12 protein-coding genes are annotated in these 13,528 nt (G+C 37.6%); 9 read left to right on the forward strand and 3 right to left on the reverse strand.

Going from position 1 to position 13,528, the window contains the following annotated elements; all coding sequences use genetic code 11:
• Positions 1–33: 33 nt before the first annotated feature.
• From recX to ntdP, 3 genes are all read left to right on the forward strand, one after another.
• Complete coding sequence (recX, locus tag IGI47_RS05645) at positions 34–831, forward strand: recombination regulator RecX (protein ID WP_311931151.1); 798 nt, start codon at positions 34–36, stop codon at positions 829–831.
• Positions 824–2,008, forward strand: a complete 1,185-nt coding sequence (mutY, locus tag IGI47_RS05650) for an A/G-specific adenine glycosylase (RefSeq protein WP_438783592.1) — start codon at positions 824–826, stop codon at positions 2,006–2,008. The genes recX and mutY overlap by 8 nt, the downstream gene beginning before the upstream one ends.
• Positions 2,009–2,101: 93 nt before the next feature.
• On the forward strand, positions 2,102–2,635 hold the full coding sequence (ntdP, locus tag IGI47_RS05655) for a nucleoside tri-diphosphate phosphatase (protein WP_005876322.1): 534 nt from the start codon (positions 2,102–2,104) through the stop codon (positions 2,633–2,635).
• A gap of 71 nt (positions 2,636–2,706) precedes the next feature.
• Here the strand turns inward: ntdP and IGI47_RS05660 are convergent, their stop codons facing one another.
• Positions 2,707–3,141 (reverse strand): GNAT family N-acetyltransferase, encoded by a 435-nt coding sequence (locus tag IGI47_RS05660; protein ID WP_311931149.1) that lies wholly within the window; start codon positions 3,139–3,141, stop codon positions 2,707–2,709.
• A gap of 145 nt (positions 3,142–3,286) precedes the next feature.
• On the opposite strand from IGI47_RS05660, the gene IGI47_RS05665 reads away from it, so the two are divergent.
• The 4 genes from IGI47_RS05665 to IGI47_RS05680 all read left to right on the forward strand — a co-directional run bounded on the left by IGI47_RS05665 (position 3,287) and on the right by IGI47_RS05680 (position 8,157).
• Complete coding sequence (locus tag IGI47_RS05665) at positions 3,287–4,405, forward strand: AI-2E family transporter (protein ID WP_311931147.1); 1,119 nt, start codon at positions 3,287–3,289, stop codon at positions 4,403–4,405.
• A gap of 160 nt (positions 4,406–4,565) precedes the next feature.
• Positions 4,566–5,942 carry a hemolysin family protein gene (locus IGI47_RS05670; RefSeq protein ID WP_005876315.1) on the forward strand — a complete coding sequence of 459 codons (1,377 nt, stop codon included), beginning with the start codon at positions 4,566–4,568 and terminating at the stop codon, positions 5,940–5,942.
• Between the two features lie 259 nt (positions 5,943–6,201).
• On the forward strand, positions 6,202–7,782 hold the full coding sequence (locus tag IGI47_RS05675; protein ID WP_438783593.1) for a peptide chain release factor 3: 1,581 nt from the start codon (positions 6,202–6,204) through the stop codon (positions 7,780–7,782).
• 129 nt (positions 7,783–7,911) lie between these two features.
• Positions 7,912–8,157 carry a hypothetical protein gene (locus IGI47_RS05680; RefSeq protein WP_104661290.1) on the forward strand — a complete coding sequence of 82 codons (246 nt, stop codon included), beginning with the start codon at positions 7,912–7,914 and terminating at the stop codon, positions 8,155–8,157.
• Positions 8,158–8,199: 42 nt separating this feature from the next.
• Here the strand turns inward: IGI47_RS05680 and IGI47_RS05685 are convergent, their stop codons facing one another.
• Entirely contained in the window at positions 8,200–8,520 is a 321-nt protein-coding gene (locus tag IGI47_RS05685; RefSeq protein ID WP_005876308.1) for a DUF1827 family protein, read from the reverse strand.
• 161 nt (positions 8,521–8,681) lie between these two features.
• Positions 8,682–10,910: an ATP-dependent Clp protease ATP-binding subunit gene (locus IGI47_RS05690; protein WP_311931144.1), complete on the reverse strand. Its 2,229-nt coding sequence runs from the start codon at positions 10,908–10,910 to the stop codon at positions 8,682–8,684.
• Between the two features lie 516 nt (positions 10,911–11,426).
• On the opposite strand from IGI47_RS05690, the gene IGI47_RS05695 reads away from it, so the two are divergent.
• Positions 11,427–11,693, forward strand: coding sequence for a phosphocarrier protein HPr (locus IGI47_RS05695; RefSeq protein ID WP_002287602.1), 267 nt, complete (start codon positions 11,427–11,429; stop codon positions 11,691–11,693).
• Complete coding sequence (ptsP, locus tag IGI47_RS05700; protein ID WP_438783595.1) at positions 11,693–13,420, forward strand: phosphoenolpyruvate--protein phosphotransferase; 1,728 nt, start codon at positions 11,693–11,695, stop codon at positions 13,418–13,420. The genes IGI47_RS05695 and ptsP overlap by 1 nt, the downstream gene beginning before the upstream one ends.
• Positions 13,421–13,528: the final 108 nt, after the last annotated feature.

Below are 13,528 nucleotides of genomic sequence, written 5' to 3' on the forward strand. Positions count from 1 at the left end.
TTATAGGAATATATGTTCGAAGGGAGAGAGTCGATGATAACTGTTACTAGAATCAGCAAGGGCAAGGGTCCTTTTTATCAAGTTGATTTATCTGAAGGAGATGTGTTGCGAGTATCGGAAGATATTTTAGTTCGCTATCGCTTATTGAAGGGTCAAGAGTTGACTGATGAAACGCTACAAGAGATAAGAAAGAGTAGTGGCTTTGATTTTGGCTTTCAGCAAGCCCTCAATTACTTGAGTTATCAACTGCGTTCTGAAAAAGAAATCAGAACGTATTTAAAAGATAAAGAAATCAATCTTGAAGACCGCAATAAAATCGTTGAACGGTTAAAGGAATTGGATTTGATCAATGACTTGGTTTATGGAGAAAGTTTTGTACGAACCAATGTCAGGTTAAGTGATAAAGGGCCCAAGAAATTAGCACAACAATTACAACAAAAGGGTTTGAAGCCAGAGATAATCGAGCAGGCGTTGTTTCAATATCCTGATACAGATCAACAAACGATTGCTATGCAAGTGGCGGAAAAGCTGTATCATAAAAATCATGGGAAAAGCCACAAGGAGCTTATAAGAAAGATCCAACAAAATCTTTTAACAAAGGGATTTACACAAGAAGCCATCCAACAAGCAATAGCAAATCTGCCACAAGAAGTAGATCAGGAGCAAGAATATGATCTTTTAGTAACGCAGGGAGAAAAATTGTGGCGCAAAAATTTACGATTCGAACCGAAAAAAAGAAAAATGAAAATCAAACAAAGTTTATATCAAAAAGGATTTGATCTAGAGATGATCCAACGTTTTATTACAGAAAAGGAAGAAGAATGTGAATAAAGAATGGGGAAAATGGACAAGTGAGCAGAAAAAAGAATTCCAAATGATCTTTATCGAATGGTACGAAAAAGAAAAGCGTAACCTTCCTTGGCGTTACAACCAAGACCCTTACCGAATTTGGATTTCTGAAATCATGCTTCAACAAACGCGTGTTGATACAGTGATTGATTATTTCTATCGTTTTATGGAGTGGTTCCCCACAATCGAATCGCTAGCAAATGCTCCAGAAGAAAAACTGCTTAAAGCTTGGGAAGGACTTGGCTACTATTCGAGAGTCCGAAACATCCAAACTGCGGCAAAACAAATTATGACTGAATATAGCGGGGAAATGCCTCGCACGCCGGAAGAAATAAGTAAATTGAAGGGGATCGGTCCATACACGACTGGTGCAATTTCGAGTATAGCTTTTGGTTTGCCTGAGCCAGCAATCGACGGAAATGTCATGAGGGTAGTCAGTCGGCTATTTTGTATTGAAGAAGATATTGCAAAAGCATCGAGTAGAAAAACCTTTGATGAAGCGATGCGAAGTATCATTGATGAGAATCATCCAGGTGAGTTCAATCAAGCATTGATGGATCTAGGATCAGCTATTTGTACACCCACCTCACCACTTTGTGATAAATGTCCTATCCAGGCTTTTTGTCTGGCAGAACAGGAAGGAAAGCAACAACAGTATCCAATAAAAACAAAAAAGGAAAAACCAAAAGACATTTATTATATTTGTGCAGCTATCCAGAATGAAGCGGGGGCCTATTATTTTGAAGAAAGGCATACACAAAAATTATTAGCAAAAATGTGGACATTTCCGATGCTAGAAGTGACAAAAGAAACATACCATCTTTTAAAAGAAGAGTGGGCGCAATCATATGAACCTGACTTATTTGCGGAGTCACTTGTGGCGGAAGAAGAAGGGCATATACTACCCTTTGCTTTTTCTGATGAGCTGATTTGGCAAAAGCGTCATTTGGGAGAAGTAACCCATCTTTTCAGCCATTTGAAATGGCATGTGCTTCTTTTTTATGGTCGTATGCCCACACATTCAGAAAATGTACTAAGTGAAACGAAAAACGCACGCTGGTTAAATCCCAATGGATTTAATGACGTTGCTTTTCCGAAAGTTCAAGTCAAATTGTTGGAACAACTTGAGAAAAATCGAAACAATAGTAATCCTTTCTAGGCAAAGCACTTTTTTATTGATATAATAATTACGATGTCGGTGTAATGAACACCCAAACACAAAGCATGAGATGCTGCGTAAGGAAGGGTTGCTATGGGAGTCCCAAAAGAAGGCGAGTTTGTAACGATCCAAAGTTATAAACATGACGGCAAATTGCATCGAACGTGGCGTGATACCATGGTATTAAAAACAAGTGAGCATTCAATGATCGGTGTTAATGATCACACTCTTGTAACAGAGTCTGATGGCCGGCGTTGGGTAACTCGAGAACCAGCAATCGTTTATTTTCACAAAAAATACTGGTTCAATGTAATAGCAATGATTCGAGAAAAGGGGGTTTCCTATTATTGTAATCTAGCTTCACCTTTTTTGCTGGACGATGAGGCACTAAAGTATATTGATTATGATTTAGATATCAAAGTTTTTCCTGATGGTGAAAAACGATTACTAGATGTCGATGAATATGAGATGCATAGCCAAATGATGAATTATCCAAATGATATCGACTTTATCCTAAAAGAAAATGTGAAGATCTTGGTTGACTGGATCAATAATGGTGATGGCCCTTTCTCCGAAGGCTATATTGATATTTGGTATAACCGTTACAAGCAATTGTCGCGCAAGTAGAAAGAAAAACAGTAAGACAAAGATCATGTCTTTGTGCTTACTGTTTTTTCGTGATTTTTATACTTGGTTGGTCAAAATTCTTTTTTCATATGGACATGCGGCATGCCAGCATCTTCAAAAGGTTCACCATATGCTTGAAAGCCCAATTTTTCATAAAAGGCTTCCGCTGTTGATTGAGCGCCAAGTAAGATCGTGTTGTAACCTTGCTTTTTTGAAAATGCTTCGGCTTCTTCAACCAAAATCTTGCCTAGTCCTTGGTGACGATACTCTGTTAAGATCGCCATGCGTTGTAACTTCATTTTCCCATTCTCCAATGGAAGCAGTCGGACCGTGCCACAAGTTTTTTTTTCATCTGAATAAAGAACGAAATGGACACAATGGGCCTCATCTTTGTCTATTTCTCTTGTTAGGGGGACACCTTGCTCGACGACGAAAACTTGATTTCTGATGCGAACCGCATCGAGATAGATAGTACTCAAGGTATCTTTTGTTTGCACTACTTTCATCTTGTAGCCACCTTTCATTTTTTCTAGTATACTTTAAAGAAAAATAATTGAAAAGTAGATAAAAAAAAAACAAATTTTAGTAAGAATAAAAGAAATTTTTACCAATATGCTATATACTGGTAAAAAAGACGAAAGGGGAAAAACATTGTTTGAAAAATTAAAACAATCAAAACTAATGTTTTGGTCTTGTGAACTACTCATATTAGCTACATTGATTTTCGTTTCTTCAAAAATCAATTTTATTTTTCAACCGATTGGGACATTCTTTTCAACGCTATTCGCGCCAGTTTTGACTGCTGGATTTCTGTATTATCTACTAAATCCGATTGTAAAACTGTTGATGAAAGCAAAAATCAAACGTGTCTGGGCAGTGGCGATCGTGTTACTTTTATTAGTAGCAGCAATCATCTGGATTTTGCTGAGTGTCATCCCAAGTTTGATCCAGCAAATTTCTTCATTAGCTTCTAACATACCTGATTTTCTCAAACAGGTTGAAAATTGGTTGATACAAGTATCTGATTTACCGATCTTCAAGGAAGTAAATATCAATAAATATTTTGAACAACTAGATATTTCATATGGAACGATCATCCAACAATTTTTAAGCGGAGTATCAACTAGTCTTGGCTCGATCGTTGGAACAATTGCTTCTGCTACGATCGTGATTATTACAGTCCCATTTGTTTTGTTCTATATGCTGAAGGATAGTGAAAAATTAGTACCAAATATCCAACAGTTCTTTCCAGAAAAAAGAAGAGAACAAATCATGGAATTGCTTGGGCAATTAAATAAAACATTAGCGAACTATATCAGTGGACAGGCAATTGAGTGTTTGTTCGTTGGGACATTTACGTTTTTAGGGTACATGATTCTTGGTGTAGATTATGCGTTTCTTTTCGGAGTGATTGCAGGGCTAACGAATTTGATTCCATATTTGGGTCCTTATCTAGGATTAGCTCCCGCATTTCTAGTTACAGTCTTCAACGAGCCAGTTAAAGCATTGCTTTGTTGTGTCGTGGTATTGATTGTGCAGCAATTAGACGGGAATATCATCTATCCAAATGTGATTGGTAAATCATTGAATATCCATCCATTAACGATCATCATTGTTCTACTGGTTGCAGGGAATATTGCTGGTTTAATGGGTATCTTCTTAGGTGTACCGTTTTATGCAATCTGCAAGACGATTATTTCTTATGTTATCAAGATCGTCAAAGAAGATAAACAAAACGAAAATAAGAAAAAAATCGCAACAACTTTGTGATGTGAATTCTGAGTGAACAATGAAAGTAACGGATATAAACATTTGTTTTTATTGCAAAGGAAATGCCTTTGTGATAACATTTTAGCGTGGCTATCTTTTTAGTCACGCTTTTTTTCTATCGTAAACTAAAAATTTTAAATTATAAGGAGAGAATGCGATTATGAATGCTGACCCTGAGAGTCAGTCGCTGTTAGCGCAAATTTTATTACTGATCATTTTGACTTTGATCAATGCTTTTTTAGCTGCTTCCGAGATTGCAGTGGTTTCGATCAATAAAAATCGAATCGAGCAAAAGGCGGAAGAAGGAGATACCAAATCTCAAAAGCTTTTAAAAATATTGCAGAACCCAAATAACTTCCTGTCAACGATCCAAGTAGGGATTACATTAGTCAATATCCTATCTGGTGCATCATTAGCCAATACACTGTCAGAACGATTAGCCCCTGTCTTAGGTGGTGGAGTGGCAGCTAAAAACATTGCCAACATCATTGTATTAGCTATTTTGACCTATGTATCCATTGTATTTGGAGAATTGTATCCAAAACGTATCGCGTTGAACAAGTCAGAAGAGGTAGCGAATTTTACTTCTGGAATGATTCGTACGATCGGTATAGTCGCTAAACCATTCGTTTGGCTTTTATCTGCTTCAACTAGTTTGTTAGCAAGGATCACACCGATGACTTTTGACGACGAAGATTCGAAAATGACCCGAGATGAAATGCGGTATATGCTGGAGACTGAAGGCGTACTGAACAATGAAGAATTAGAAATGTTACAGGGCGTTTTTTCTTTAGATACCAAAGTTGCACGCGAAGTGATGGTTCCTCGAACAGATGCTTTTATGATCGATATCAACGACTCCGTTGAAGATAATGTCAATGAAGTTTTATCAGAAAATTATTCAAGGATTCCTGTATATAATGAAGATAAAGATAAAGTAGTCGGAATCTTGCACACGAAGAATCTATTGAAAGCCGCACATAAATTTGGATTTGATCATTTAGATCTACAAAAGATCATGCAAGAACCATTGTTTGTCCCAGAAACGATATTTATTGATGATCTTTTATATGAAATGAAGAAAACACAAAATCAAATGGCAATCTTGCTTGACGAATACGGCGGCGTAGTAGGTTTGGCAACATTAGAAGACTTGTTAGAAGAAATTGTTGGGGAAATCGATGATGAATCAGACGAAGTCGAAAACCTTTATGAAAAAGTAGATGAACATGAATACCTTATCCAAGGACGCATGCTGATCGATGAATTCAACGAAGCCTTTGATAGTGATCTGCACATGAGCGATGTTGATACTATGGCTGGATACTTGATCACAGCCTTAGGAATGATTCCTGATGAAGGTGAGAAACTGTCCTTTGATGTTGACAACATCACGTTGATTTCTGAAGAAATGGAAGGTTCTAGAATATTGAAGATTCGAGTGCTATTCCATGATCCAGAAGAAATGGAAGCAGAACCTGATGAGGAACGTCGCTATTTCAGAAAAGAATTTGAAGATGACGAACCAAGAAGATAAACAAGTTATTGTTTGAAGAGAAATATGACTTGTAAGAATAGATGTGTTGCGTAAGAGCAGCATGTCTATTCTTTTTTGAACGTATAAATCAATTTCGCAAGAAATCTTGATGTCATGGCTTTTTCAATCACTTAATCCATGCTATACTGATTTAGTTGTGAAAAGAAGAGGCTGAGACGAAAGTGTTTCTTACTTTTGTCCCACACTCTAGAGGATCTAGAGGAACATTAAATAAAAGATGAAAGAATGGAGTTAAACTATGAATAATCCAGAGTTAAAACAACAAGTGGACAATCGGCGTACTTTTGCCATTATTTCCCATCCGGATGCAGGGAAAACAACGATTACTGAACAATTATTATTATTCGGTGGCGCGATTCGCCAAGCAGGAACAGTTAAAGGAAAAAAGACTGGTAATTTTGCTAAATCTGACTGGATGGAGATCGAGAAGCAACGCGGCATCTCTGTTACGAGTTCAGTGATGCAATTTGATTATCATGGAAAAAGAGTCAACATCCTGGATACACCAGGACATGAGGATTTTTCAGAAGATACGTATCGTACATTGATGGCAGTGGATAGCGCAGTCATGGTCATCGATAGTGCAAAAGGGATCGAAGCTCAGACAAAAAAACTATTCAAAGTTGTTAAAAAACGGGGCATTCCGATTTTTACATTTATCAATAAACTCGATCGTGATGGTCGCGAGCCTTTGGAACTTTTAGAAGAATTAGAAGAGTTGTTAGATATCGAATCTTATCCAATGAATTGGCCAATCGGCATGGGGAAAGGCCTAGAAGGATTATACGATATCCATCACAACCGTATCGAATTTTATCGTCCGGAAAACTATAACGATGAACGGTTGATCGAGTTAGATGAAGATGGCTTACTATCAGATGGACATCCGCTAACAGAAAATTCATTATATGAACAAGTACTTGAAGAAGTTGAATTGCTCAAAGAAGCAGGGGATTCATTCAATGAAGAGAAAATTGCTCGCGGGGATCAAACACCAGTATTCTTTGGCTCAGCGTTAACGAATTTTGGTGTACAGACTTTTCTAGAAACATTCGTGGAATTAGCTCCATCTCCTTATAGTCACAAGACACAAGATGAACAAACTGTTAGCCCCTATGAAGAAGAATTTTCAGGCTTCGTGTTTAAAATTCAAGCAAACATGAATCCAGCACATCGGGACCGCATCGCATTTGTTCGTGTTTGTTCTGGTACATTTGAACATGGAATGGATGTTTCATTGGAGCGTACAGGTAAAAAATTAAAATTGAGCAACGTGACACAATTTATGGCTGATTCACGTGAAAATGTCGAAAAAGCTGTAGCAGGTGACATCATCGGAGTTTACGATACAGGGAATTACCAAATAGGGGATACTTTATATGAAGGAAAATTAAAAGTTGCATATGAAGAATTACCGTCCTTTACACCAGAACTTTTCATGAAAGTTACTGCCAAAAATGTGATGAAACAAAAATCTTTCCATAAAGGAATCTATCAATTGGTCCAAGAAGGAGCAATCCAATTATACAAAACGTATTTGACTGAAGAATATATCATTGGTGCAGTGGGACAATTACAATTTGAAGTATTTCAGTACCGAATGTTGAATGAGTACAATGCGGAAGTCATCATGTCACCGATGGGGCATAAAATTGCTCGATGGATCGATCCTGAAGATTTAGATGAACGAATGAGCTCAAGTCGTAATATCTTAGCGCGTGACCGTTTTGATCAACCATTGTTCTTATTTGAGAATCAGTTTGCGGAGCGTTGGTTCGCAGATAAATACCCAGATGTAAAACTGAAAAGCTTATTATAAAAGAAAAAACTCTTTTCCGATAAATCGGGAAGGAGTTTTTTCTTAATTTGAGAAAAATAAATAAATCTTTATTCTTTAGGTGAATTACAATTGATTTGCGTACCTATAGAAGAGATGAGGTGAAAGATTATGGAGACAGAGGAACAACGTAAAGACAGGATTGCAAAAAAGAAATTAGAAATGCAACGTCTTTGCCGAATGTTGGATATAGAAGACTGGGATCAAAATGAATGGCTTCTCAGAGAAGTACGCTCAATTGTCCAAAAAGAAAAGAAAGTGAAAAAAGAGGCGGAAAAATCGACAGGGAACAAAGTAAGAAGTGTGGCGACTTCGAAAAGAATAATGAAGAAACATCTACATACAAAAACTCCTTGAAAGTCAATCTGACTTTCAAGGAGTTGCTCTATTTAATAGTCTTTACATTGCAAACTCAGTATCCAAGTGATGTTTAGGTATAGAAATCTCCACTAACCCAGCTAATTCGATGACTTTGATTTCTTCTTCATGATACACAGCGTCATGGATTTTTTTCAAGAAATATTTTTTTACTTCTTCAATTTCTTTTGGCTGTACTTTTCGATTTTCATTGATCAGCAAGATTTCATTATGTTCAGGGGCTTCAGTATAGACAATTGTCGTATTTCCTGCAGTATACACTTTTACCATATGAGCATCAGTATTCTCTAATTGATTTAATACTAAACGTGAATGGCTATTCGTTACATTAACAAATTTCATGGCGCTCACCTCATTTATGTAGTTTTTAGATACAACCTTAGTTAATTATAATTTTTTTTTAATCAAATGAACAGTATTTTGATTTCTATAGAAAAAACAAACACCTATTCTGTCCCATAATGGGGTAGAATAGGCGTTCTGCTTTGTTAAATCCACCAGAATTATTCGGCTTCGGTTTCTTCTTTGACCAAACGTTCTGGTTTTGATGTGATAACGATTTTACCATCTTTATCTAATTTTGCTTTTAGATCGTGGATAGCTGGATGATCTAAGTAGAATTCGGCAATACCATCTTCAATCTGTTCTTGGATCGTTCGACGAAGAGGGCGAGCACCCATTGAAGGATCATATCCTAAATCGACTAATTTTTCTTTTACATTTGTTGGTACTTCAATGTGTAGTTGTTGAGCTGCCAACATATTGTTTACATCATCTAGCATTAGAGTGACGATCGTCATCAAGTTTTCTTTCGATAATGCATTGAATTCAATGATGCCATCAAAACGGTTCAAGAATTCAGGAGTAAAGTAGTTATTCAATTGATTCAAGACAGAGCGAGTGACACCTTCTCTTGCTGCACCAAAACCAACATTTGCTTCTACTTTTCCAGTACCAGCATTACTTGTCATGATGATGATCGTGTCTTTGAAGCTGACTGTTCGCCCTTGTGCATCTGTTAGTCGGCCGTCATCTAGGATCTGTAAGAACATGTGCAACACATCAGGATGTGCTTTTTCCACTTCATCTAAGAGAATCAAGCTGTAAGGATTACGACGAACTTTTTCAGTCAATTGGCCTGCTTCTTCGTATCCAACGTAACCTGGAGGAGAACCAATCAATTTAGACACACTATGTTTTTCCATGTACTCAGACATATCGAAACGAATCATTGAATCCTCAGAACCGAATAGTTCAAAGGCTAATTGTTTCGCTAACTCAGTTTTACCTACACCAGTTGGGCCAACAAATAGGAACGAACCGATTGGACGATTTTTTTTATTTAGACCAACACGATTGCGGCGAATGGCCTTTGCTACTCGATCCACTGCATTATCTTGCCCAATGACGTGTGCTTTTAAATCACTTGCAAGATTTTTCAATTGTGTTTGTTCTTTTTCTTTTAATTCGCCAACAGGAATACCTGTACGTTGTTCGACGATTTTTTCCATATCTTTTTCAGTAATGACAGGTGTTTCTTCATCTGTCAATTGGCGTTCTTTCATTTTTTGCAATTTGTTGATTTGGTCACGATAATAAGCTGCTTTTTCGAAATCTTCTTCTTTTGAAGCTTGAGTCTTTTGTTCTTCTGCTTCTTGAAGCTTCTTATCGATCGTTTTAGGATCAACGATTTGGATCGTTAAGTTTTTCTTTGAACCAGTTTCGTCTAATAAGTCAATGGCCTTATCTGGTAAGAATCGGTCTTGGACATAACGATTCGATAAAATAGCAGCGGCTTCGATTGCTTCATCTGTATATTTGACATGATGATAATCTTCGTAACGTTTTTGCAATCCTTTTAGGATACTGATTGTTTCCTTCACTGTAGGTTCGTCTACTCGGACTGGTTGCATGCGTCGTTCTAATGCTGCATCTTTTTCAATGATTCGGTACTCATTTAAAGTTGTAGCACCGACCATTTGAAGTTCACCACGGGCAAGGGCAGGTTTCAAAATGTTTCCAGCATCCATATTTCCATCTCCGGCAGAACCTGCACCAACGATTTCATGGACTTCATCAATAAACAAGACCACATTCTCTGCTTGCTTAATTTCTTCAATCAATTTTTGCATACGTTCTTCAAATTGACCACGGATACCAGTACCTTGAACTAAGGAAACGACATCTAACCGAATGACTTCTTTATCCATTAATTTTTGTGGAACATCACCGTCGACGATTTTTTGTGCAAGCCCTTCGACTACTGCTGTTTTACCAACACCTGGTTCACCAATCAATACAGGATTGTTTTTGGTCCGACGATTTAGGATCTCAATGACCCGTTTGATCTCATCATCTCTGCCGATCACTGGATCGATGTCTCCTTGACGTGCTTGTTCTGTGATATTGATACCATATTCACCGAGTAAGCCATCTGTATTTCCTTGAGGTGGTTGCCCGCCATTGAAATTGTTGTTTCCACCAAATTGAGTTGGTGGTGTTTGTTCCATGTTTCCTTGTTGTTGCATTTGGCGTGACATTGATCGAAATAGATCGTCTAAACTGCCAAAACCAAAAGGATCATTTTGGGCCATACTTGTCAGACCTCCATTTTGCTGATTTTTGATTTTTTGATAACAACTTTGACAATAGTCCAGCTGTGTTCGCTGACCGTTTACTGTTGCATATAAGTGGATCGTTGCTTCATTTTTACCACAATTTTGACAAAGCATAAATGATTCACGTCCTTTCAGTTGATTACATTTCTATTTTACAACCTGTTTTTGCTAAGGTAAAAGAATAACCCTCATTATTATAGGTAGTTAAGAAAGGTGGAAAATGTAGTTGACCATTCCTGACCTTTGAGTTCTATTATACTAAATTTATTAACCGACGCAAGTATTTAGTTTGATTTGAGAAGAAAAGTGAATAGTATTGGAGTGATGCTGATAGAATAAGGAATAGAACGGCATTCAACGACGATCTAAAATTCGTTCTGAAAATTACTTCCATGGTTAGAGTGAACGCATAGCTCTTATTGATGTTATGATATCCGCTGTCATTTTTAAAAAACATATGAAATATTTTTATACACTTTTGTGTGAATTTAAATGAAAACTGTTGTATCTGTCGGCAAAAAATGGTAATCTTTACAGATGAAAGGGTACTACTTCTTAGCGTTCCTAATGAATGCTAAAAAAGAAAACCCTCACATAAAAACAACACTCACTTAAAGGAGACCGATTAATATGGAAAAGAAAGAATTTCACGTAGTAGCAGAAACTGGGATCCACGCACGTCCAGCTACATTATTAGTACAAACAGCAAGCAAATTTAACTCTGATGTAAACTTAGAGTATAAAGGTAAATCAGTAAATTTGAAATCTATCATGGGCGTTATGTCTTTAGGTGTAGGCCAAGGTTCTGATGTTACTATCACAGCTGAAGGTGCTGACGAAGCGGATGCAATGGCAGCTATCGTTGAAACAATGAAGAAAGAAGGCTTATCTGAATAATGGTTGAAATGCTAAAAGGGATTGCCGCTAGTGACGGAGTTGCCGTTGCAAAAGCTTACCTGCTAGTTCAACCGGATTTAACATTCAGTAAGACAACAGTAGAAGATACTTCTGCCGAAGAATCTCGTTTAGATGATGCTTTAGCTAACTCTACTGAAGAATTGCAGCAAATTCGTGAAAAAGCAGCGCAAAGCTTAGGTGAAGCAGAAGCGCAAGTATTTGACGCTCATTTGATGGTTCTTTCAGATCCAGAAATGGTTGGCCAAATCAAACAAAGTATCAAAGATAACAGTGTAAACGCTGAATCAGCGCTAAAAGAAGTTACTGATATGTATATTGGTATGTTCGAAGCGATGGAAGACAACGCATATATGAAAGAACGTGCGGCAGACATCCGTGATGTTGCAAAACGTATTTTAGCACATCTATTAGGAGTGACATTACCAAATCCATCAATGATCAACGAAGAAGTGATCGTTGTTGCACATGATTTGACTCCTAGTGATACAGCGCAATTAGACCGCAAATATGTTAAAGCGTTTGTAACTGATATCGGCGGACGTACTTCACATTCTGCCATCATGGCTCGTTCTTTAGAAATTCCAGCAATCGTTGGAACAAAAGAAATCACTGCTAAAGTCAAAGAAGGCGACATTTTGGCTGTCAATGGGATTGAAGGCGATGTAATTGTTCACCCAACTGACGAACAAAAAGCTGAATTTGAAAAAATCGGTGCTGATTACGCTGCTCAAAAAGCAGAATGGGACAAACTAAAAAATGCTGAAACAGTTACAGCTGATGGCAAGCATTTTGAGTTAGCCGCAAATATTGGTACACCAAAAGATCTAGTAGGTGTTCACAACAATGGTGGTGAAGCAGTAGGACTTTACCGTACAGAATTCTTGTACATGGATTCTCCTGACTTCCCTACTGAAAATGATCAATATGAAGCGTATAAAGCGGTTCTTGAAGGAATGGATGGTAAACCAGTCGTTGTTCGTACAATGGATATTGGTGGCGATAAAGAATTACCTTATCTACAATTACCTCATGAAATGAATCCGTTCTTAGGCTATCGTGCGCTACGTATCAGCTTGTCTGAATTAGGTGACGAAATGTTCCGTACACAAATGCGCGCATTGTTACGTGCATCTGTTCATGGAAACTTACGCATCATGTTCCCAATGGTAGCGACTCTTAAAGAATTCCGTGCAGCGAAAGCAATCTTTGAAGAAGAAAAACAAAAATTAGTGAGCGAAGGCGTGGAAGTATCTGATACGATCCAAGTCGGCATCATGATTGAAATCCCTGCAGCAGCTGTCTTAGCAGATAAGTTTGCGAAGGAAGTTGACTTCTTCTCAGTAGGTACGAATGACTTGATTCAATACACAATGGCAGCTGACCGTATGAACGAACGTGTATCTTACTTGTATCAACCTTATAACCCTTCAATTTTACGTTTGATCAAAAACGTGATTGATGCAGCACATGCTGAAGGTAAATGGGCTGGTATGTGTGGAGAAATGGCTGGAGATCAAACCGCTGTTCCTTTACTTGTAGGTATGGGATTAGATGAGTTCTCAATGAGTGCGACATCTATCTTAAAAACACGTAGTTTAATGAAACGTTTAGACACAACGAAGATGGCTGAACTTGCTGATCGTGCTTTGAAGGAGTGCGACACAATGGAAGAAGTCGTTGAACTTGTCAACGAATACGTAAAATAAACAAGCTAGCAAAAAGAGGCCGGAACAGAAGTATTCAACTCCGAGAAATAAGAAGCGATTCACGGAAATTGCTTTTCAAATTTTTGTGAATTTCGGCTTATTTTCCAA

The organism is Enterococcus sp. AZ191 (assembly GCF_051713845.1).
GTDB classification, from domain to species: domain Bacteria; phylum Bacillota; class Bacilli; order Lactobacillales; family Enterococcaceae; genus Enterococcus_B; species Enterococcus_B durans.